The following is a 20,198-nucleotide window of genomic DNA, read 5'->3' as shown; positions in this document are numbered from 1 at the left end:
AGCCCCTCCGGCGATTGAGGAGCGGGGGTTCGGGGGCAGCGCCCCCGAGGACGGGACGGGTAGGGACGGGTAGGGGCGGCGGGGGCGAAAACCCCTACCGGCTCCGGTGCAGCGCAACCAGCAACTGCCACACCTGGTGGGCGATGTCGTCCGACGTCGCCTCGATCCGCCCATGCAGCCAGTCCGCCAGCACCCCGGCAAACGTGGCGGCCACCGCCGAGGCGACCAGGGGAGCGTCCGCCGCCCCCGCGAGTTCCCGCTCCGCGAGGCTCCGCGCGCGCAGGTCCCGGTGCAATACCTGGCCAAGCGGCCCCCCGCCGCCCGGGCTGAGCAGGGTCCGGTACAGCGCGGTGTGCGGGGTGAGGGCAGCGAAGAACTCCACCAGCGCGGCCGGGGCGATCACCGGGTCGGGCCGGCCGCGCCAGGCGTGCAGGGCGTCCACGGCCTCCCGTACGACATCGGCGCAGGCGTCGACAGCCAGCGCCTCCAGGTCGGGGTAGTGGACGTAGAACGTGGCCCGGCCGACCCCTGCCCGGCGCACCAGCGCGGCGACGCCGATCTCCGCCAGCGGGTGTTCGGCGCACTCGGCGAGGAGGGCCTCGCGGAGCTTCGCCCGGGTGCGGGCCGCCCGTGGGTCCTCGGGCGCGCCGCGCGTCACCGCGCGACGAGGACGGCGGCCAGGGCGATGGCGCCGGGGAGCGCCTGGGCGAACAGGATGCGCCGGTTCGCGGTCACGGCCCCGTAGACGCCCGCCACGATCACACAGGCGAGGAAGAAGACCTGCGCCCGGAACCCGGTCGGATCGGCCGCGATCAGCCCCCAGACCAGGCCCGCCGCGAGAAACCCGTTGTAGAGCCCCTGGTTGGCGGCCATCGCGGCGGTCGCGCGGGCCATCTCCACGTCGAACCCGTGGAACTTGCGCCCAGGCGGGCGCTGCCACAGGAACATCTCCATCACCAGGATGTAGAGATGCAACGCGGCCACCAGGCCGACCAGCACGTTCGCGACAGTCTCCATGCTCGGCAAACTCCTACGTCGGGCTTCTGAAAGCCACTTCTCGGACAGGTGTCCATCATGGACAGACGCCCAGCATACATGGACAGCTGTCCAGGAAGTCGACCGGGTTGATGCTCCTAGTGCTGTCAAGCGGTCTGGACCCATTCGCGCTAGGCGTGCCCGAGGTCTTCGTCCCGGCTGAGGCCTCGTTCGAGCCTGCTGCCGGCGGTCGAGCACGCCGGCGCGGTGGTCGGTCACCTGACGGGGTGAGCAGGGCGCCGAGCACGCCGAGGTGACCGCCTACGCGGCCAACACGGACGCGATACGTTTCTACGGGCGCAACGGCTTCGTGCCCCGGGCGGTGACCCTTCGCCGGGGCCTGTGGTCAGGCGGCGCCCTCCGCCGCGTACACCCTCTCGCCCCCCACGTAGGTGAGCGCCACCTTCGTCTCCCCGATCGCCTCCGGCGGTCCGGCGTACGGATCGCGGTCCAGGATCGTCAGGTCGGCCAGTGCCCCCACGCGCACGCTGCCCGTGTCGTCCAGGTGGTTGGCGTAGGCCGAACCCGCGGTGTACGCCGTGAGCGCGTCCGTCAGGCCGATGCGTTCGGCGGGCAGGAACACGGGGGAGTACGGGGAACCCGGTGCCGTGCGGTTGACCGCGACGTGGATCGCCTGGAGCGGGTCGGGGCTGCTGACCGGCCAGTCGCTGCCCGCCGCCAGGACGGCCCCGGAGCGCAGCAGCGCGCCGAACGGGTACTGCCACCCGGCCCGTTCGGGGCCGAGGAAGGGGATCGTCAGGTCGTCCATCTGGGGTTCGTGCATGGCCCACAGAGCCTGGATGTTCGCGACCGCGCCGAGCCGGGCGAAGCGCGGCACGTCGTCCGGGTGCACCACCTGGAGGTGAGCCAGATGGGGCCGGGTGTCACTCGGCCCGTTCGCGGCGCGCGCCGCCTCGACGGCGTCCAGGGCGTCGCGTACGGCCCGGTCGCCCAGCGCGTGGAAGTGGCACTGGAAGCCGAGCGCGTCCAACTGCGTGACGTACTTGGGCAGTTCGGCCGCGTCCACGAAGCTCGTGCCCAGGTTGGCAGTGACGCAGCCGCACTTGTCGAGGTAGGGGTCCAGCATCGCGGCCGTGCCTGTCTCGGCGACCCCGTCCAGCATCAGCTTCACGCTGCCCGCCCGGAACCTGCCCTGGCTCAACGCGGCCCGCCGCTCCACGAGTTCGGGGATCTGCTCGGCCCCGCGCTCCCGGTCCCACCACAGCGCGCCGACCACCCGCGCGGTCAGTGAACCGTCCCGGGCGGCGGCGAGGTAGGTGTCGCCGGGGTCCTCCATACCGAGGAACGAGCCGACCAGCGCGTCCTGCCAGGCCGTGACCCCGAGCGAATGCAGCCGGCGCTGCGCGGACAGCAGGGCCGCCAGCCGTTCCGCCGCCGTGACCGCCGGGGTCAGCCGGCCCACGTACTCCATGGCTCCTTCCTGGAGCATGCCGGTCGGCTCGCCGGAGGCGTCCCGCTCGAAACGGCCGTCGGCCGGGTCCGGGGTGTCCCGGGTGACGCCCGCGAGTTCGAGGGCGCGGCTGTTGACCCAGGCCCCGTGATGGTCCCGGTTGGGCAGGTACACCGGCCGGTCGGGGACCACCGCGTCCAGCAACTCCCGGGTGGGGGTGCCCCCTTCGAAGGCTTCCATGGACCAGCCGCCGCCCGTGATCCACTCCCGCTCGGGGTGCGCGAGGGCGTACGCGCGGACGACGGCCACCGTGTCCTCGGCGGTCTTCGTGCCGGTCAGATCGCACTGGGTCAGTTCGAGGCCGGCCGGCAGCGGATGGACGTGGGCGTCCTGGAAGCCGGGCAGGAGCAGGCGCCCGGCGAGATCGACGACCTCGGTCCCCGGCCCGATCAGATCGTGCACCTCGGCCCGGCCCACGGCGGTGATCCGGCCGCCGGTGACCGCGACGGCCGTGGGACTTCCGGGGGCGAAGACGGGGCCGCCGGTGAAGATGAGGTCAGCGTGCATGTTCCGTTTCCTTGAGGTGAGGTGAGGTGAGGTGAGGGGGGAGTGGGAAGGGAGGGGGCGATGGGCGCCCCAAAGGGGCGCGGGGCTGAGTCTGTCCGGCGGCTCCGCCGCGGGGCGCGACCAGCCCCCACCGGGCCCGCAGGCAAATGATCTGCATGCCCCGCGGAGCTCACCGTGCCGACGACGCCTCCTTCACCGCGAGCAGCTGCGGCCAGGAAACCGGACGCGACCATCAGCGACGGTAGGAGCAGCAGGAACCAGCCGTTGTCCGGGCTGAGTTCGAGATGGTCGGCGGAGGTGTAGTCGGCCATGGCGGTCTCCGCTCACACCTGGGGGCCTCGGACGACCCCGGTGAACGAACATGAAACTGCCCGGGACCTTAACAGGTCAACGGTGTTGTCATAAGGTGCCCGCACAGGTCACAGCAGTGGCCACCGCGCAGGAGGAAGTCCGTGAGCGAACGTGTCGTCCCGCCCGACGCCAGGCGGCGCAGGCGCCCCACCAAACACGGCGTCGTCCTCTCCGAGGAACTGATCGTCGAGACGGCGATGCGGCTGCTCGGGGAACACGGCACCGAGGCCCTCTCCGTACGCCGTCTCGGCCGTGCCCTCGGCGCCGACCCGAGCGCCCTGTACCGCTACTTCCGTGACACCGACGACCTGCTGCTCGCCATCGCCGACGAGCTGATCGGCCGTACGCTGCGCGACTGGCGTCCCAGCGGCGACTGGCGCGCCGACCTGCGGGACCTCGGCCTGCGTATGCACGCCGGAGCACTCGCGCAGCCGCAGGCGGCGGCACTCAGCTCGTACCGGGTGACCGGACGGGCGCACGAGATCCAGGCCGTGGAGACCGGCCTCGGGGTGCTGCGCGGTGCCGGGTTTCCGGACGCCGACGCCGTACGGATCTACCACGCGTTCGTCGACCAGGCGCTCGCCTTCGGCGCCCTCGACTCGGCGAGCACGGCGCTGCCGGAGGCCGCGCGCGAGGCGGAGACAGCCGTGTGGCGGGCGACCTACGCCCGGCTGCCCGCCGACACCCACCCGCACATCAACGCGACCGCCCGCCACCTCGTGACGGACATGCGGCGCAGCTCCTACCCGGCGGCACTCGACCTCTTCCTGACCGCGGCGGCGGGCCGCCTCGCACAACTCACCGCACCCGACGATGCACGGCCCGTGTGATTCCGGTGTGCGGGGTACCCGGAGGGAGAGGGCCGCGGCGCACAGGGCCGCCCCCGACCCCCGTACGGAGGAAGCATGACCTTGGTGACAGCAGGCGTCGTGGTGCTGGACTGCGCCGAGCCCGAGAAGCTCGCCGCCTTCTACATGGAGTTGCTGGAGGCCGAGGAGACGGAGACGACCGTCAACCGGATCGAGATCAGGGGCGCCGGGGGAACCCGGATGGAGTTCCGCCTCGACGCGAACATGACTGTGCCGAGCTGGTCGCGCGCCGAGAACTCCTTCCAGGTCCACCTCGACTTCCGGGTGACCGATCTCGACGAGGCGGAACGCAGGGTGGTCGGGCTCGGCGGACGTTCGCTGGAGACGAAGGACGCCGGTACCCCGTTCGAGGAGCGCGGGTACTCCGACCCGGCCGGCCACTCCTTCACCCTCCGCCAGGTCACGCCGACGGCACCCGAACAGCGTTGACGGCGGCACAGAAGCGGAGGGAGACGGGCGGCACGCGATCCGCGGACCGGCGCACGCGCGTGACCGTGCTGGTGGCGCTCGGCGCCAACCTGCTGATCGCAGTCGCCAAGTCCGTGGGCGGCCTCCTCACCGGGTCGCCCGCACTCCTGTCCGAGGCGGCGCACTCGGTGGCCGACAGCCTCAACGAGGTCTTCCTGCTCGCGGCCCTGCGCCGCAGCCGCCGCCCCGCCGACCAACGGCACCCCTTCGGCTATGGCAAGGAACGGTTCTTCTGGTCGCTGCTCGCGGCCGTCGGCATCTTCGTCATGGGCGGCTGCTTCTCCTTCTTCCAGGGCGTGGAGGCGCTCAAGAGCGATACGGAGGAGTCCTTCGGCGGCTATGTCGCGGGCCTGGTCGTGCTCGGGGTCGCGCTGCTCGCCGAGGGAGCCTCACTGCTGCGGGCCGTGCACCAGGCGCGCGGGGAGAAGGGCAAGGGCACAGCCGGCAGCGCGGGTGCCCTGCGGGACCCCGCCCTGCGTACGGTGATCGCCGAGGACGGCACCGCGGTGCTCGGCGTGACGTTCGCCATCGTGGGCATGGCCCTGCACATGGTCACCGGGCAGGTCGTCTGGGAGGCGTCGGCCTCCATCGCCATCGGTGTGCTGCTCGTCTGCGTCGCCTTCTGGCTGGGCCGGGACGCGCGCGCCCAGCTCATCGGAGAGGCCGCCGACCCGGAGCTGAGCCGCGAGATCCGCGCCCTGCTGGCGGACCAGCCCGAGATCGACAGCGTGGAGGCGCTCTTCACGATGAAGATGGGGCTCGACTCCACCCTGGTGGCCGCCCGGATCGACCTCGTCCCGGGCCTCGACAGCGAGCGGGTCGAGGAGGTCGCCGTACGCATCAAGAGCTCGGTCGCCCACGCGGTACCCGAGGCCGGCGAGATCTTTCTCGACATCACCGACGCGGCGGCGAAGGAGGCAGCGGAAAGCCCCGCCGCGACGGGGGGACGCGGCGGGGCCTGAAGCTCGGGTGCCCGGAGGTGGACAGTTCACTCCTCCGGGCATCGAACTTGTTTTCTGCCCGACCGGGATCAGTTCCCGTCGGCCGGTTCGAGGACGAACACGGGAATCTCGCGGTCGGTCTTCTTCTGGTAGTCGGCGTACGGGGGGTACGCGGCGACCGCCCGCTCCCACCACGCGGACTTCTCCTCGCCCGTCACCTCACGGGCGACCCTGTCCTGGCGCACCGGCCCGTCCTGGATGTCGACGTGCGGGTCGGCGAGGACGTTGAAGTACCAGACCGGATGCTTGGGTGCACCACCCAGCGAGGCGACCACCGCGTACACGCCGTCGTGCTCCACCCGCATGAGCGGCGTCCTGCGGATCTTGCCGCTCCGGGCGCCCCGGGTGGTGAGCAGGACGACCGGCATGCCGGTGTCGAGCAGGGTCGTCCCCTCGGTGCCGCCGGAGCTCTCGTACAGCTCCACCTGCTCACGCACCCACTGTGTCGGACTGGCTTCGTACTCGCCCTCAAGAGGCATGGAGTTCGTCCCATCGTCTCGTCGCGTCGTCGCGTGTGACTGCTGTGTACGAGGGTCAACACGAGGGCGGCTTGGATTCATCCGGGGACCGTCATCATGTCGGTCACGCCACCATCCGCACCGCCAGCACCATGATCACCGCACTGGACATGAGGGCCGTCACCAGCCGCCCTGCTCGGCCCGTCAACGCCCGGCCGAGCAGGGCGCCGCCGGAGGCGATCAGCACCTGCCAGCTGGCCGAGGCGAGAAAGGCCGCGAGGACGAACACTCCCTGCTCCAAGGGGGACACGGCGTCCGAGGCCCGGCTGCCGAGCACCAGCGCGGCGAAGTAGATCACGGTGGTGGGGTTGAGCAGCGTGATGCCGACCAGCATGAGGAACGCCCGCAGCGGGCTCGGCGGTGTGGTGTCGGCCCGTACGGAGAGCAGTCCGGCACGGTACTGCCGCAGGGCGCCGACCCCGCCCCGGACCGCGAGCGCGGCCAGCACCAGTGCGGAGGCCCAGCGCAGCGGCACCAGCACCGGCTGCAGGGCACCGGCCAGGGCGGTTCCGCCGAGCGCGGCCAGCAGGGCGTAGACACCGTCGGCGGTGGCGATTCCGAGCGCCGCGCAGACACCGGTCCGAAGGGACGTACGGGCGGTGAGGGAGACGAGATAGGTCGTGACGGCTCCGACCGGGACGGCGATGCCGTACCCCGCGAGAAGCCCCGCGACAAGCGCGGCCGTCATGACCGGGGAAGCACGGGCCTCCGGGGGCGGCAGGGCTGCTGCTGGACCCGCACCGGACGAGCGGCGGTGGGAGGCAGCGGCCGGCGGGCTTCGATCGTCGTAGACATGGCGTGATCCTCGGGCCGAGGACCGGCCACCGGCAACTCATTTAGGGTTTCCGGATGACCGAGACGTCCGCACAGGCCCCGAAACCCTTCCTCTACGTCGTCGTCTGCGCCGCCGGAATCGCCTCCGACGTCAGCAAGTTGATCACCGCGGCGCAGGAACGGGACTGGGAGGTCGGGGTCATCGCGACACCCCTCGCCATGGGGTTCTTCGACACGGACGCCGTCGAGACACAGACCGGACGCCCGATCCGGTCCGCCTGGCGCAGGCCCGGCGATCCGCGGCCCTTTCCGGCGCCCGACGCCGTGCTCGTCGCGCCCGCCACCTTCAACACCGTCAACAAGTGGGCGGCCGGCATCGCCGACACCCTCGCCTTGGGCACCCTGTGCGAGGCGTGCGGGCTGGGGGTGCCGATCGCCGTACTGCCGTGCGTGGGCGACGCGTTGGCCGCCCATCCCGCCTACCGGGCGAGCCTGGAACGGCTGCGCGGGATGGGGGTGCGGTTCGCTGATCCATACGCGGGGGGCATGCAACAGGGTGGTGAGCGGCCGGAGTTCGGGTGGGAGCGGGGGCTGGAGCTGCTGACCGCACGGTGATTCGCCACCTGATGGTGCGTCATGCGGCGCATCGTAGGTGCTCTGGTGACCGGGGCGCAGTGTCGCCAGGGCGCTGTCGAAGAAGATGCTGCCGGACGCGGGGACCGCGTAGCGCTCCTACAGCCGCCGGGACAGGGCCTCCTCGAACGTGTTGGTGAACGCGTAGTGCCACTGCTCGAAGTTCAGGCCGACAGCGCGGTGCCGGTTGGCCGGGTTCTTGAGGACCGGGACCGCCGCCTTGTTCTGGGTAAGCGGCAGCACCGCCACCCCTTCGGTCGGCGCGGAGTTGACGGCCACGCCCGCCGCTCCCGGGCCCCGGTCGAGCAGCAGATACACGAAGACGCCGCCCGCGGAGTGGCCGATGAGGATCGGAGGCTTGTCGAGGGCACGGACGACGCTCTCCACAGGCGTATCGCCTCGTCAGGGGCCGATGCCGCCGCTCTGAGTCAACGGGTCCGGCGTACGTACCCGTCGCTGCCCGGTGTCGACACGTCGACATCCCTGCGGACGATGCTCAGCCGGTCGCCGAAGGCCGCGCGGGCCTTGCGGAGCCCGGAGTCGGTGTACTCGATCACGACCACCCGGTCGTCGAAGGCCGCCGCGTACTCCCCGCACTCGTCATACTCCCCGCACTCCTCCGCGACCGCGAAGTCCAGGCCTGTCTTCTTCCGGAGCCCGGCCAGCTCCACGGTGTTCTTCTGGCCGATGGCCAGCCCGCGGGCGTGCGCGTGCCGGGAGAGGAGGGTGATGAAGGCGGTGGCGTCGGCGGGGGTGAGAAGGTCGTCGGAGCGGGTGTAGCTGTCGTAGTTGTCGGGCTCGACCGCGTCGAATCCCTTGTCCGCGCAGCCGTCGATCCACTCGTTCACCCGCGCGGCGATCCGCTTCCGCTTGGCCGCCGTGCCGATGTCGAGCAGGGCCTCGTCCCAGTCGTCGTCGACGACGGTCTCGCCGTTCGCGTCGCGCAGCAGCAGATCGTCGGGCCACGACTTCTCGTCGCCGGGCTGCGCCTGGAAGGCGTTGACGTAGCAGATGTTGTACAGGCCGGGCGCGGGAGCCGCCGTACGGTCGCGGCTGACGATTCGCACTCCCGCCGGGGGCGGGTAGGCGCCGCCGATCTGGTAGTCGAAACCGGCGTGCGTCGGCGGCAGTTCGACCTTGGCCGAGGTGGCGGTCGGCGAGGGCGTCGACCCGGGCCCGGGCCCGTTCTCCGTCTCCGGTGAGCCACCGCACCCCGTCAGTCCCCACACGGCCGCGCAGACGGTCGTCAGTACGACGGCCACTGTCCGGACACCTCCGGCGCCGGGTGCACCCTCGACGGGCATGTCCGCTCCATCGATCGCGGGTACGACCACTACCGGTGGGGCGCACCTCTTGTACCGGGCATGCGGCCCGGCACAGTCAAGATCAAAGCGTTCGGCACGCCCGCCGGTCAAACAGGCCTCGGTGTGCGGACGTCCGCGCAGACCCAGTCACTTGACAGAAGCCCGCGGTCCGACATCCCGGACATGCTCAGGACGCGCCCGCGCACGCTCGTTCGCGCCGAGTCAAGGAAGGCACGTCATGCGTATCGGCATCATCGGCGCCGGAGCCCTCGGGCAGGCCCTCGCCGTCCGGTTCGTGGCCGCCGGGGCGGAGGTACTCCTCAGCGACAGCCGAGGCCCCCGGTCCCTGCCGGACCTCGCCGACTCGATCGGTCCGGGGCTCACGGCGGTCACCGTGGCGGAGGCGGCCGACCCCGAGATCGTCGTGCTCGCGGTGCCCTGGCGGGGGCCCTCCGAGGCGGTGGCGGCGGCCGATGTGTCCGACTGGCAGGAACGGATCGTCATCGACACCACCAATCCGCTCGGCCCGCCCGACTTCCGGGTCGCCGACCTCCAGGGGCGGCCGTCCAGCGAGGTCGTCGCCGGATCGGTGCCCGGGGCCCGTCTGGTGAAGGCGTTCAACACCCTGGCGCCGGCGGTCATCGGCGCCGATCCGTTCACGCCCGCCGGACGTCGGGTGATATTTCTCTCCGGCAACCACACGGGCGCCAACAACCGGGTCGCCCGGCTCGTCGAACACGTCGGCTGGGCGGCCGTCGACCTGGGCCCCCTGGCTGATGGGGGCCGCCTCCAACAGTTTCCCGGCGGCCCGCTGCCGACGCTCAGTCTGCTCCTTCAGCCCTGAACCGAGGGCCGGTCCAGGAGCACTCCAGGGCCCACGGACAGTCAACTCACCGTTTATTGTCAGGACATGAACGGAGACCTCAACCCGTCGGACTTACGCCGCTTGTCGGCCCGCGCCGGCCAGCCGCTCGCAGCGGGTTCGGCAGCCAGTTCGGCAGCCGGTTCAGCAGGCGGACCGGTCGTGTCGGCCGCCCGGCCGGCCGGGTCCACCGTATGAGCCCCTCCCGATTCGGCGCGGAGTGGATAGTCGGCCGCGACCGCGAACTCGCCCTGCTGGCCGACCTGGTGAACGAGGTCACGGCCGAACCCGCCGACCCGCCGGGACCCCTGCCCGGCGTCCTGGTCGTGACCGGCGGACCGGGCGGGGGCAAGAGTGTCCTGCTCGACGCCGCCGGCCGCACCGCACTCGGGGCCGGAATGCGCGTCTTGCGCTGCCGTGGCTGCGAAGGCGAGTCCGGGCTGCCGTTCGCCGGACTGCATCAACTGCTGCGGCCCGTACTGGATCTCGCCTCGGAGCTGCCCGTACGCCAACGGGCCGCGCTGCTCGGCGTGTTCGGGCTCGACCCCGAACAGGCACAGGACACCGTTCCCGACCCGCTGCTCACCTCGCTCGGCGCCCTCACCCTGCTCTCCGACGCGGCGAGCCGGGGGCCGCTGCTGCTGGTGATCGACGACGCACACTGGCTGGACGTGGGCACGCTTGATGTCCTCGCCTTCGTCGCCCGGCGCCTCGAAGGGGAGCCGGTAGCCATGGTCCTGGCCGCCCGGGACAACGCCGTACCCCGGCAGTTCGCCCGCGAAAGGCGGCAGTTGACCGTCGAGCCGCTGGCCCCGGCCGCCGCCGGACGTCTCCTCGACCTCCAGCCCGAACCGCCCGTCGGACGCGCCCGCTCCCGCGTCCTCGAACAGGCGGCCGGCGTCCCCCTCGCCCTCGTCGAACTCACCCGCGCGATCAGCCGCGACCCCGCCGCCGGACAGGACGGCGCCACCGACGCGCTGCCCCTCACCGACCGCCTGGAGGCGATCTTCGCCGCCGACCTGCCCGAACTCCCGGCGCCCACCCGCCGGTTGCTGCTCCTCGCGGCAGCCGCCGAGACGGCCGAACTGCCCGTCATCCTCTCCGCCGCCGGGGACACCGCGGCCCCGGTCGACTGGCGGCCCGCCGAACTCGCGGGACTCGTCCGCATCGACGACGGCCGACTCCACTTCAGGCACCCGCTGATCCGCTCCGCCGTCTACCAGTCCGCGAGCTACGCCGAGCGCCACGCGGCCCACACGGCCCTGGCCGACGTCCTCGCGGGCGACCCCGACCAGCGCGCCTGGCACCGGGCCGCCGCGGTCTCGGGCGTCGACGAGGAGGCCGCCCAGGGCCTGGAGGACAGCGCGCAACGCGCGCAGCGCCGGGGCGGTTACGCGGGGGCGGCCACCGCCCTCGAACGGGCGGCCCGGCTCAGCCCCGACCCCGACGTCCGCTCCAGGCGGCTGGTCCGGGCCGCGACCATGGCGATGTACGCCGGACACCCGCGCTGGGTGAGCGAGTTGGCCATGCGCGTCCTCACCCTCACCGACGACCCGGACGTGCTCGCCGAGGCCTCGCTCCGGGCCGGCTGGGCGCTCGCGGTGACCACCCGCTTCGAGGACGCGCTCGGCTTCCTGCTGCCGGTCGCCGAGGCCGCCGTCGAGACCGATCCCGTCCTCGCCCTCGACGCCCTGGGCACGGCCACCACCCCCGCCTACCACTCCGGCGACCCAGCGTTCCGCGAGCGGATCCAGCGGATCACCGAACGCGTGCCGCCGCAGGACGACGAGGGGGGACGGGTGTGGGCGCTGGCAGGCTGCGACCCCGTGGGCAACCGTGAACAGGCCCTCGCTCTGCTCAGTGGCACCGACTGGACCGAGGACCCGCCCGGGCTCCTGCCCGGGGCCGCCCAGGACCAGAGACTGTCCCGGCTGGTCGTCGTGGGAGCCGCCGCGTGGGTCCTGGACGAGACCGCCGAGGCCGTCCGCCTGCTCGGCGCCGCCCTGGACCACCTGCGGCGTTCCCCGACGGCTGGCGCCAACGCCACCGTCGCCAACGCCCTCGGGCTGGCCCTGTACGAGAGCGGCTCCTGGACCCAGGCCCGCACTGTCTTCGACGAGTCGTACCGGACGGCCGCCGAGGCGGGCCTGGAGATCGTGGCGGCCGGCTCGCCCGTCACCGGCGCCACCATCCTCGCCCTGCGCGGCGACACGGAGGCGGCCCGCGCGGCCGTGCAGCGCGCCGTCCACGGCATCGACCTGCCCAACTCCCGCAGCCTGCAGGTACGGACGCACTACGCGCTCGGTGCCGCCGCCCTCGCAGAGGGTGACCACGCCGCCGCCTACACCCGCTTCCGGGCCGTCTACACCCAGGACGCCGAGCCCGGGCCCGTGCACTTCCACGCCTCCGACTACTACCTGGCCGACCTCACGGCAGTGGCCGTGCGTACCGGCCGCGCCGACGAGGTACGCCGTATCGTCGACGCGACCCGCCGTCGCCTCGCGGCCGGCGTGATTTCCGCCCGGCTGGACGCCGTCCTGCACCGGGCGGACGCCCTGCTGAGCGAAGGGGACGAGGCGGAGGAGCACTTCACGGCGGCACTCGCCGACCCGGCCGGCGAACAGTGGCTGTTCGAAAGGGCGTTGGTCCGCCTCGACTTCGCGGAGTGGCTGCGCCGCCGACGCCGGTCGATGGAGGCCCGCCCGCAACTCGCCGCCGCACTCGACGCCTTCGAGCGGGTCGGTGCTCGCCCCTGGACCGAACGCGCCCGCGCCGAACTACGGGCCGCCGGCGTCACCCCCAGCAGCAGCGCACCGCGCGACGTCCTCGCCGAACTCACCCCGCAGCAGCTCCAGATCGCCCGCCTGGCCGCAGCGGGGCTCACCAACCGGGAGATCGGCGAACGGATCTTCCTCTCGCCCCGCACGGTCGGCTTCCACCTCTACCGCATCTTCCCCAAACTCGGCATCACGGGCCGCGCCCAGCTCCGCGACGCGCTGCCCGAGCCGTCGGAGTCCCTGGACCGGACGCCGGGCCCGTGATCAGGCCGGGCGTACGCTCCCTCTGACACCCCACTCGAAGGCAGGAGCAGCAACGATGCAGTACGTGAAGCTCGGTTCGACGGGCCTGGACGTGTCGCGGATCTGTCTGGGCTGCATGAGCTACGGCGTTCCCGACCGCGGCGACCACGCGTGGACCCTCGACGAGCAGGCGTCGCGCCCGCTGATCCGCCAGGCCCTCGACGCCGGGATCACCTTCTTCGACACGGCGAACGTCTACTCCGACGGCACCAGCGAGGAGATCGTCGGCAGGGCGCTCGCCGACTTCGCCCGCCGCGACGAGATCGTGCTGGCCACGAAGGTGCACAACCGGATGCGGCCCGGGCCCAACGGCGGCGGTCTGTCCCGCAAGGCGATCCTGACCGAGATCGACCACAGCCTCACCCGCCTCGGCACCGACTACGTCGACCTGTACCAGATTCACCGCTACGACGCCGAGACCCCGATCGAGGAGACGATGGAGGCCCTTCACGACGTCGTGAAGGCGGGCAAGGCCCGTTACATCGGGGCGAGTTCGATGTACGCCTGGCAGTTCTCCAAGGCCCAGTACACGGCTCGGGAGCACGGCTGGACCCGGTTCGTGTCCATGCAGAACCACTACAACCTCGTCTACCGCGAGGAGGAGCGCGAGATGCTGCCCCTCTGCGTCGACCAGGGCGTCGGCGTCCTGCCGTGGAGCCCGCTGGCCCGCGGCCGGCTCACCCGCGACTGGGACACCACCACCGGGCGCGGCGGATCCGACCTCGGCCTGTTCTTCTACCCGGACGGCGACCGCACGATCGTCGACGCGGTCGCCCGCATCGCGGGCCGGCGAGACGTCCCGCGTGCCCAGATCGCCATGGCCTGGCTGCTGCACCAGAGCCCGGTGACGGCCCCGATCGTCGGCGCCACCAAGCCGCACCACATCGACGACGCGGTGGCCGCTGTCGACCTCGACCTGACCGACAAGGAGATCGAGGAACTGGCGCAGCCATACACCCCGCACCCGGTCAGCGGCCACTGACCGGGTGCGGTGACGCGTCAGTGCGGTCCGGAGGCCGGTTCGAACTCCGTACCGCACGGCCCCGCGCCCTCGCTCTCGAGCAGCCGGACCCGGTCGCCGTCCATGGAGATCGTTCGGTAGAAGTGGCCGATGCGCTCGGCAGAGCGGCCCACGTAGTGCCCGATGAACGAGCGGCGGAACCGGTCGGCGCTCCGGTTGGGCTGCGAGCCGTGCACCAGACTGCCGTTGAAGAACAGGACGTCGCCCGGGGCCATGTCGACCGGCACCGTGGTCAGTCCGGGCGGCGGGGACACGTATTCCCGGGCGAAGGACACACCGGGGTCCGCCTCCTCGGGGCAGAACAGGTCCATGCGGTGCGTGCCCGGCACGACCTCCAGACCGCCGTTGTCCCGGTCGATCGGCTCGCAGGCGATCCACGCGGCCACACATGTGCCCGGCTCCACCCGCAGATAGAAGTTGTCCTGGTGCAGCGCCTGCCCCCGGGCACCCGGCGGCTTGAAATAGAACATGCTCTGCGCGGCCAGCACCTCCTCACCGAGCAGCACCTCGAGAACGGTGCGCAGCCGGGGGTCCAGCAGCACGCCGAGCGACGGCTCATGGAACTCGTGCGGCTGCATCACGCGCGGATAGGCGTCCAACGGGTCGGCCGGGCGCCCGTCCTGCCCGGACGGCCGCGGCTCGAAATGCCCCGGCACCGGACCGGCCGCGTGCAGCGCGGTGAACCCGGCGCGGAACGCGACGATCTCGTCGTGATCGAACAGGCCTCGTACAACGGTGAATCCGTCCTCCTCGAACCGGCGGCGCTCCTCCTCCGGCAGGATGGGAGCCCCGGCGCCATCGATGCCTGTGGCTGTCATCGTCCACTCCTTCGGTCCGTTCTCATCAGCCGCCAGAGTAAGGTCGTCGCACCTCGGAGGAGGATGCCCGTGAACGCTGACGGATTGCCCGGCACCGCTGTCCCCGCACCGCCGCCCGGTCTGGTGACCGTCGGGCGCTACGACGAGGGGCCCGGCTACGCCGTCAACCGGCCGCGGGGCGCCGACAGCTGGCTGTTCACCTGGACGACGGACGGCCACGGTCTGCTGACCCAGGGCGCGGCCGGAGCGCGGGCCGGCACCGGGGACCTGGTCGTCCTCGGCCCCGGGGTGCCACACCGCTACCTGGTGCTGCCGGGTGCCCGGCGCTGGCGGTTCTGGTGGGCGCACTGCCAGGCCCGCCCCGCCTGGGCGGCCTGGCTGAGTCCGTACGCCGTCGGCGACGGCATGTACGTCGTCGCCCCGGTTCCGGAAGCCCTGTACGACCGTATGGAGACCGCGTTCGCACGCATGCTGTCGGACGCCCGCTGGCCGGGCAGCGACACCCGGCCGCCCGCATCCTCCTCCGCCTCCGATGCCCAGGCCGCGCCCGACGGTCCGACGGCCGTCGCACATGGCGCCGCCGCCCGGGAGCTCGCCCTCTGTTCCCTGGAAGAGATCGTCCTGCTGGCCTCGGCAGCCGCCCGCCCCCTTCCGGAACGGCCGGGAGTCGACCCCCGGGTGAGCCGGGCGGAAGCCCTCATCGCCGCCGACCCCGCCGCCCCGCACACCGTCCGGTCGCTCGCCGAGGAGGTCGCGCTCTCGCCCTCGCGGTTCGCGCACCTGTTCACCGAGCAGCTCGGCCGGTCCCCGATGCGGGCACTGCGCGAGGCCAGGCTGCGCCATGCGGCCCGGCTGCTGGAGGCCACCGACCTGCCGGTGGAACGCGTGGCCCTCGCCTCCGGTTTCGCCAGCCCGTTCCACTTCAACAGGGTGTTCCGCGAGCGTCACGGAACGCCGCCGGGCGCGTACCGGGCACTGTGCAGACGCGATCAGGCGGAAACCGTGCCCGCTATTGGTTTCACGGCTGTTCCTGGACGGAGAGGAGAAGGAACCGGTCAACTGTCATGACGACGCTCGCCGTTGCGGTGGCGGTCCGCCCGCTCGCAACCATGAGCTGCGGAAACGCACAAGAGGCGGGGACAGGACACCAGGGGCGGGCGGTTTTGCGCCACCGTTAGAGAGTGTCCCTCAATGGTTGCGAAACGTCTCTGAGCGAAGTGAATACCGTTTGCAATGAGGATGTTGATACAGTGGCAATCCCTAAAGGTGCATCCCATTGACACGCCGTCAACCGCTTTAGGTCACAGTGCAATGCGGAAAACGGCGTGATCTCTTGTTACGGCTCGATGAGCTGTGCAAAGGTGTGCACGTCGGCGTGCGGACCATCTTTCTTTCCCCGCACGCACGCGACGCCCCCGCTGACTCCCCACTCCAAAAGAGCTGTCCGCTGCGGGTGTTCGCGATACCGATCCCCTGTTTGGTCGGATCCTGTCGTTTCGTCGCCAGGGTCGCATACCCCTTGGTATGGACTAAAACCCGCGTTGTCCGTGGAGGAATACAGACGTGAAAGACGCAGGCCTGTCGAATTCCCCTACACCGGTTCCCGCGTACGACGCCTCGGATGTCGAACTCAGCGCGGAGCTGAAGAAGTGGACGGGGACGACGCCCGCGCTCCATCCCGTCGGTGAACTGCTCGACCGGCACTGGGAAGCAGCCTTCGCCTATGCCCGTCTGTGCACCAGCGGTCCGCGCCCCGCCGGAATGCTCACCACCGCCGCGTTCACCCGCCTCTTCGGGGAATCCCTGCGCCAGAGCGGCCCCACCTCCGCCTGGCGGCCCCATCTCCTGGTCACCGTGCGCCGGCTGGCGGCGGAGTGGGAGGGCGACCACCGCCACGAAATGCTCCACCCCGAGCTGCGCTCCAGACCCGGCAGCGGAAACCGTGTCGCCGCCCGGCTGCTGCCCGCGCCCGACCGGCGACTGCTCTCCAGGGCGTTCCAGAACCTCCCGCAGTCCGCGCGCTGCCTGCTGTGGCACGCCGAGGTCGAGGCCGAACCGCTGGAGATACCCGCCGGTCTGCTGGGCCTGAGCGCGGAGGACGCCGCCGTGGAACTCGGCCGGGCCCGGGGACGCCTGCGCGAGGAGTGCCTGCACGTCCACCGCGAGGTCGTGCCCCAGGAGGAGTGCCGCCGCTACATCCGGCTGATCGACGTCACCTGCCGTCGCCGCAGCTTCGACATCGACCCCGACCTCGCCAAGCACCTCGCCGACTGCATGCACTGCCGGTACGCCGCCGACCAGTTGAACCAGTTCAACGGCGACCTCGCCCTCGCGCTGGCCGAGGGGGTCCTCGGCTGGGGTGCGCGCGCCTATCTGGAGTCCCGCCCGGGACGCGCCGCGGAGAGCGCCATCGTGGAGGTCGAGCAGGCCCCGATCATCGAGATCGCCACGGTCGAGAGTGTGCTCCCGGTCCCGCGTGTCCTGGCCCAGGCTCCGCCCATGCCCACGAACCCGCCGGTCTCCACCGAGCTGGCGGTCCGCCCCGGTTCACACCGGTCCGCGCACAAGGCGGCCCGGCGCGCGGTCCGCCGCCGCAACCGTGTCCTGGCCGCCGCGACCGTCAGCGCGCTGGTCCTCGTCCCGCTGGTCCTGTGGTCCGTCCTGGGTTCGGACGACGAGGACGGCTCGACGGCCGAGACCAGCCCCCCGGACACCGCCACCACCGGCTCCGACACGGCCGGCGATCCCTCCTGGGCCGGTTCGGGCGAGACCACGAAGGGCGCCCTGCGCGGCCGACTGCACAACGTCGAGTCCGAACTGTGCATCGGCATCGTCGGCGGCGAGGCCGTCAAGGGCGCGGAGGCCGAGCTGACCAGCTGCTCGTCGGCGGCCGGTCAGGAATGGTCGTACGAGAAGGACGGCCTGCTGCGCAACGTCGCCGACCCGGACCTCTGCCTTGACTCCCATCTCGGCTACTCGGTCCAGCTCGCCCCGTGCACGGGCGCGTCCCAGCCCGGCGCCAAGAACGTGCGCTACGACTTCACCCTCCAGGGCACCCTGGTTCCGCGCCTGGACCAGGAGCTGGCGCTGACGCCCGCCGACGCCGCGGGTGAGGGCGACGCGCCGCTGGTCCTGAAGTCGCGCGAGGAGTCCGCCGACCAGCACTGGGTCTTCGACTCCTCGTCACCCTCGCTCCAGATGCAGGCCGTCAACTGGGACGCGGCCTCCGAGCCCATTCCCCCCACCGTCAAGAAGAGCCCCGAACCCTCGACGACCCCGACACCGACTCCCACAGCGCCCCAGCCGTCCCCGACACCGTCGGCGGCCACCCCGACCCCCTCGGCCTCGAACCCCACGAGCGCCCCCTGCTACCACTACGGGTACTACAACTGCGGGAACGGCCAGAACACCAGCGGCGGCTACGGATATGGCTACGGCGGCGGATACGGCGGATACGGCGGCTGGGGAGGCCGCTGACGACCGGGACCCGCCCGGCCCTCAGCCCCCGAGGACGATCAGCGAGCCCCACAACGCCACCACCGCCGGGATCAGCGCGGCCGGCACGGAGATCAGCCCGAGCCGGGTGAACTCCCCGATCCCGACGTCGTGCTCGTGCTGGTGCACGATGCGCCGCCACAGCAGGGTCGCCAGCGATCCGGCGTACGTCAGGTTCGGGCCGATGTTCACCCCGAGCAGCACGGCGAGCACCGCACCGGGACCGGCCGCGGCGGTCAGCGGCAGCAGCACGAGCACCGCGGGCAGATTGTTGATCAGATTGGCGAGTACGGCGGCCAGCACGGCGATCCCGAGCAGCGCGACCAGCCCGGTCCCGTCGGGCAGCACCCGGCCGAGCGCGTCGGCGAGCCCGTTGTCCACGACCGCGCGGACGACGACGCCGAGCGCCAGCACGAACGCGAGGAACCCGGGCGCCGTGGCCCGCAGCACCGTCACCGGGGTGGCCTGCCGTCGCAGCAGTGCGCGGCCGGAGAGTACGAGCGCCCCCGCGAGCGCGGCCCACGCGGGATCGATGCCCAGCGCGGAGGCCACGACGAACCCGGCCAGCGTGCAGGCCACGGTGACGAGGGCGAACAGGGGAAGCGGGGGCACGTCAGCCGTGTCCGGGCCCGTGTCCGTGTCCTGGTCCGAGGGCGAGGTGTCCGGCGTCGGGGCGGTCAGGTCGGCGGCGAAGAAGCGCCGGAACACCACGTACTCGGCGCCGATCGCGACCAGCCAGGGTAGCGTCATCAGCGCGGCGAACCGGGTGAAGCTCAGGCCGCTCGCGCTGAACGCCAACAGGTTGGTGAGGTTGGAGACCGGCAGCAGCAGCGACGCCGTGTTCGACAGGTGCGCGCAGGCGTAGCTGTGCGGCTTGGGCCCGACCCCCGTCCGGACGGCCGTGGCGAACACCACCGGCGTGAGCAGCACGATGGTCGCGTCCAGGCTCAGTACCGCCGTGATCGCCGAGGCGAGCACGAAGACCGAGGTCAGCAGCCGCCCGGGCCGGTTCTTCGACCACCGGGCCATCCACGCGCCGCAGGCCCGGAAGAGCCCCTCGACATCGCAGAAGTGGGCCAGCACCAGCACCGCCGCGAGAAAGCCGACCACCGGCCCGAGCCGCTCGGCCTCCTCCCACGCGTGAGCCGGCGAGATGGCGCCGGTGAGGACCACGAGCCCGGCGGCGGGAACCGCCACGACCGCCTCCGGCAGCCCGAACGGGCGGACGACGGCACAGGCCAGAACAGCGATGAGCAAGGCGATGGACAGTGCCTCGGCGGACGGGGCGTTCAGGGTTCGGTCCTCCGGGACAGGGATGTCGGTACCCCTCCATGAAAGCAGGCCCAGCTCATCGGCCCCTCGACCGGGTCAGGCTCCGGTACCGGGACCGAAGACCGACAGGAACACGGAGGAATCGTTCCCGCCGACCGGCACCTCGCCCCTCTCCCATGTCACCTTCAGCGGATCCCGCTCGTCAGGCGGGGTCACCAGCAGCTCGGCCGGAGTCTCCGTCTCGGCCTCGCTGAGCTCGGGATTCGCGAAGCTCAGGCCCACCCAGCCACTCTCGCCCGGCGCCAGACGGACGGTCGTCAGCTCGGCGTCGGAGCGCTTCGGGGGGAGGCCCAGCTGTTTGTCGGCCGCGTCCACGAAGGCGATGCCCGGGTAGCCGCGCAGGGTGCAGGTGCGAGCGGATTCGTTGGTGAGGACGACGGGGAAGTTCTTCTGCCCGGCGCCCGGGTTGGGTCGCCCGACCGAGGCGCGCAGCTCGGAGGTACGGCAACGGGTGTCGCCGGTTGACGGGACGGCCGTCGGGGGAGTGGCCGTCGACGGAGCGGTGGCCGACGGGACAGCCGTGCCGCCGCTGTCGCTGCCGCAGGCCCCGAGCAGGACCGGTAACGCGATCGCGCTCGCGAGCAGCGCGGCCCGTTGGGCGGGCCGGGTGGTACGGAAGGTCGCCATGTCCACACTCCTGGAGGCCACTGCGCGTACGG

The 20,198-nt window shown here is 71.9% G+C and carries 19 protein-coding genes; 9 read left to right on the top strand and 10 right to left on the bottom strand.

Features of this window, described 5'->3' with window-relative positions:
* Positions 1 to 94: 94 nt before the first annotated feature.
* From G3I56_RS27965 to G3I56_RS27955, 3 genes are all read right to left on the bottom strand, one after another.
* A complete protein-coding gene (locus G3I56_RS27965) occupies positions 95 to 658 on the bottom strand; it encodes a TetR/AcrR family transcriptional regulator (protein ID WP_164413648.1) in 564 nt (187 codons plus the stop codon).
* Positions 655 to 1,017, bottom strand: a complete 363-nt coding sequence (locus tag G3I56_RS27960) for a DUF1304 domain-containing protein (RefSeq protein ID WP_164413646.1) — start codon at positions 1,015 to 1,017, stop codon at positions 655 to 657. Before G3I56_RS27960 ends, G3I56_RS27965 begins: the two co-directional genes overlap by 4 nt.
* A 364-nt stretch (positions 1,018 to 1,381) precedes the next feature.
* Positions 1,382 to 3,013, bottom strand: coding sequence for an amidohydrolase (locus G3I56_RS27955; protein WP_164413644.1), 1,632 nt, complete (start codon positions 3,011 to 3,013; stop codon positions 1,382 to 1,384).
* Positions 3,014 to 3,465: 452 nt separating this feature from the next.
* Here G3I56_RS27955 and G3I56_RS27950 point away from each other — a divergent pair, with 452 nt between their 5' ends.
* From G3I56_RS27950 to G3I56_RS27940, 3 genes are all read left to right on the top strand, one after another.
* The gene (locus G3I56_RS27950; RefSeq protein WP_164413642.1) at positions 3,466 to 4,194 is read left to right on the top strand and encodes a TetR/AcrR family transcriptional regulator; all 729 of its coding nucleotides are present in this window, start codon (positions 3,466 to 3,468) and stop codon (positions 4,192 to 4,194) included.
* Between the two features lie 75 nt (positions 4,195 to 4,269).
* A complete protein-coding gene (locus tag G3I56_RS27945) occupies positions 4,270 to 4,662 on the top strand; it encodes a VOC family protein (RefSeq protein WP_164413640.1) in 393 nt (130 codons plus the stop codon).
* A complete protein-coding gene (locus G3I56_RS27940; RefSeq protein WP_239135135.1) occupies positions 4,659 to 5,663 on the top strand; it encodes a cation diffusion facilitator family transporter in 1,005 nt (334 codons plus the stop codon). Before G3I56_RS27945 ends, G3I56_RS27940 begins: the two co-directional genes overlap by 4 nt.
* 68 nt (positions 5,664 to 5,731) lie before the next feature.
* Here the strand turns inward: G3I56_RS27940 and G3I56_RS27935 are convergent, their stop codons facing one another.
* Together G3I56_RS27935 and G3I56_RS27930 are read right to left on the bottom strand one after the other, a co-directional pair.
* Positions 5,732 to 6,181, bottom strand: coding sequence for a nitroreductase family deazaflavin-dependent oxidoreductase (locus tag G3I56_RS27935; RefSeq protein ID WP_164413635.1), 450 nt, complete (start codon positions 6,179 to 6,181; stop codon positions 5,732 to 5,734).
* Between the two features lie 103 nt (positions 6,182 to 6,284).
* Positions 6,285 to 6,908, bottom strand: a complete 624-nt coding sequence (locus G3I56_RS27930) for a LysE family transporter (RefSeq protein ID WP_164413633.1) — start codon at positions 6,906 to 6,908, stop codon at positions 6,285 to 6,287.
* Positions 6,909 to 7,069: 161 nt separating this feature from the next.
* On the opposite strand from G3I56_RS27930, the gene G3I56_RS27925 reads away from it, so the two are divergent.
* Entirely contained in the window at positions 7,070 to 7,609 is a 540-nt protein-coding gene (locus G3I56_RS27925) for a flavoprotein (RefSeq protein ID WP_164413631.1), read from the top strand.
* Between the two features lie 117 nt (positions 7,610 to 7,726).
* Here G3I56_RS27925 and G3I56_RS44115 read toward each other — a convergent pair whose 3' ends face one another.
* A complete protein-coding gene (locus G3I56_RS44115; protein ID WP_164413629.1) occupies positions 7,727 to 8,014 on the bottom strand; it encodes an alpha/beta fold hydrolase in 288 nt (95 codons plus the stop codon).
* 41 nt (positions 8,015 to 8,055) lie between these two features.
* Positions 8,056 to 8,931, bottom strand: a complete 876-nt coding sequence (locus tag G3I56_RS27915; RefSeq protein WP_164413627.1) for an endo alpha-1,4 polygalactosaminidase — start codon at positions 8,929 to 8,931, stop codon at positions 8,056 to 8,058.
* A 238-nt stretch (positions 8,932 to 9,169) separates the two neighbouring features.
* Here G3I56_RS27915 and G3I56_RS27910 point away from each other — a divergent pair, with 238 nt between their 5' ends.
* The 3 genes from G3I56_RS27910 to G3I56_RS27900 all read left to right on the top strand — a co-directional run bounded on the left by G3I56_RS27910 (position 9,170) and on the right by G3I56_RS27900 (position 13,855).
* Positions 9,170 to 9,775 carry an NADPH-dependent F420 reductase gene (locus G3I56_RS27910; protein ID WP_164413625.1) on the top strand — a complete coding sequence of 202 codons (606 nt, stop codon included), beginning with the start codon at positions 9,170 to 9,172 and terminating at the stop codon, positions 9,773 to 9,775.
* Positions 9,776 to 9,987: 212 nt separating this feature from the next.
* Positions 9,988 to 12,834, top strand: coding sequence for a LuxR family transcriptional regulator (locus G3I56_RS27905; RefSeq protein ID WP_164413623.1), 2,847 nt, complete (start codon positions 9,988 to 9,990; stop codon positions 12,832 to 12,834).
* Positions 12,835 to 12,889: 55 nt separating this feature from the next.
* Positions 12,890 to 13,855: an aldo/keto reductase gene (locus G3I56_RS27900; RefSeq protein WP_164413621.1), complete on the top strand. Its 966-nt coding sequence runs from the start codon at positions 12,890 to 12,892 to the stop codon at positions 13,853 to 13,855.
* Positions 13,856 to 13,872: 17 nt separating this feature from the next.
* Here the strand turns inward: G3I56_RS27900 and G3I56_RS27895 are convergent, their stop codons facing one another.
* On the bottom strand, positions 13,873 to 14,712 hold the full coding sequence (locus G3I56_RS27895) for a phytanoyl-CoA dioxygenase family protein (RefSeq protein ID WP_164413619.1): 840 nt from the start codon (positions 14,710 to 14,712) through the stop codon (positions 13,873 to 13,875).
* Between the two features lie 63 nt (positions 14,713 to 14,775).
* Between G3I56_RS27895 and G3I56_RS27890 the strand changes: the two genes are divergently transcribed.
* Both G3I56_RS27890 and G3I56_RS27885 read left to right on the top strand, forming a co-directional pair.
* Positions 14,776 to 15,780, top strand: coding sequence for a helix-turn-helix domain-containing protein (locus G3I56_RS27890; protein WP_164413617.1), 1,005 nt, complete (start codon positions 14,776 to 14,778; stop codon positions 15,778 to 15,780).
* 495 nt (positions 15,781 to 16,275) lie between these two features.
* Complete coding sequence (locus G3I56_RS27885; protein ID WP_164413615.1) at positions 16,276 to 18,189, top strand: ricin-type beta-trefoil lectin domain protein; 1,914 nt, start codon at positions 16,276 to 16,278, stop codon at positions 18,187 to 18,189.
* 21 nt (positions 18,190 to 18,210) lie between these two features.
* On the opposite strand, the gene G3I56_RS27880 is transcribed toward G3I56_RS27885, so the two are convergent.
* Both G3I56_RS27880 and G3I56_RS27875 read right to left on the bottom strand, forming a co-directional pair.
* The gene (locus tag G3I56_RS27880; RefSeq protein WP_203690835.1) at positions 18,211 to 19,500 is read right to left on the bottom strand and encodes an arsenic transporter; all 1,290 of its coding nucleotides are present in this window, start codon (positions 19,498 to 19,500) and stop codon (positions 18,211 to 18,213) included.
* Positions 19,501 to 19,575: 75 nt separating this feature from the next.
* On the bottom strand, positions 19,576 to 20,166 hold the full coding sequence (locus G3I56_RS27875) for a DUF4232 domain-containing protein (RefSeq protein ID WP_164413613.1): 591 nt from the start codon (positions 20,164 to 20,166) through the stop codon (positions 19,576 to 19,578).
* Between the last annotated feature and the right edge of the window lie 32 nt (positions 20,167 to 20,198).

This window comes from Streptomyces sp. SID12488 (genome assembly GCF_010548275.1).
Lineage (GTDB): Bacteria > Actinomycetota > Actinomycetes > Streptomycetales > Streptomycetaceae > Streptomyces.
The sequence above is the reverse complement of the archived record's forward strand: the minus strand, read 5'-3'. Positions and strand labels throughout refer to the sequence as shown.

Coding starts and splice junctions, on each gene's coding strand:
- G3I56_RS27960 (WP_164413646.1), bottom strand. CDS start 1,017: ATGGAGACTGTCGCGAACGTGCTGGTCGGCCTGGTGGCCGCGTTGCAT.
- G3I56_RS27955 (WP_164413644.1), bottom strand. CDS start 3,013: ATGCACGCTGACCTCATCTTCACCGGCGGCCCCGTCTTCGCCCCCGGA.
- G3I56_RS27945 (WP_164413640.1), top strand. CDS start 4,270: ATGACCTTGGTGACAGCAGGCGTCGTGGTGCTGGACTGCGCCGAGCCC.
- G3I56_RS27935 (WP_164413635.1), bottom strand. CDS start 6,181: ATGCCTCTTGAGGGCGAGTACGAAGCCAGTCCGACACAGTGGGTGCGT.
- G3I56_RS27930 (WP_164413633.1), bottom strand. CDS start 6,908: ATGACGGCCGCGCTTGTCGCGGGGCTTCTCGCGGGGTACGGCATCGCC.
- G3I56_RS27925 (WP_164413631.1), top strand. CDS start 7,070: ATGACCGAGACGTCCGCACAGGCCCCGAAACCCTTCCTCTACGTCGTC.
- G3I56_RS27915 (WP_164413627.1), bottom strand. CDS start 8,931: ATGCCCGTCGAGGGTGCACCCGGCGCCGGAGGTGTCCGGACAGTGGCC.
- G3I56_RS27910 (WP_164413625.1), top strand. CDS start 9,170: ATGCGTATCGGCATCATCGGCGCCGGAGCCCTCGGGCAGGCCCTCGCC.
- G3I56_RS27905 (WP_164413623.1), top strand. CDS start 9,988: ATGAGCCCCTCCCGATTCGGCGCGGAGTGGATAGTCGGCCGCGACCGC.
- G3I56_RS27900 (WP_164413621.1), top strand. CDS start 12,890: ATGCAGTACGTGAAGCTCGGTTCGACGGGCCTGGACGTGTCGCGGATC.
- G3I56_RS27895 (WP_164413619.1), bottom strand. CDS start 14,712: ATGACAGCCACAGGCATCGATGGCGCCGGGGCTCCCATCCTGCCGGAG.
- G3I56_RS27890 (WP_164413617.1), top strand. CDS start 14,776: ATGCCCGTGAACGCTGACGGATTGCCCGGCACCGCTGTCCCCGCACCG.
- G3I56_RS27875 (WP_164413613.1), bottom strand. CDS start 20,166: ATGGCGACCTTCCGTACCACCCGGCCCGCCCAACGGGCCGCGCTGCTC.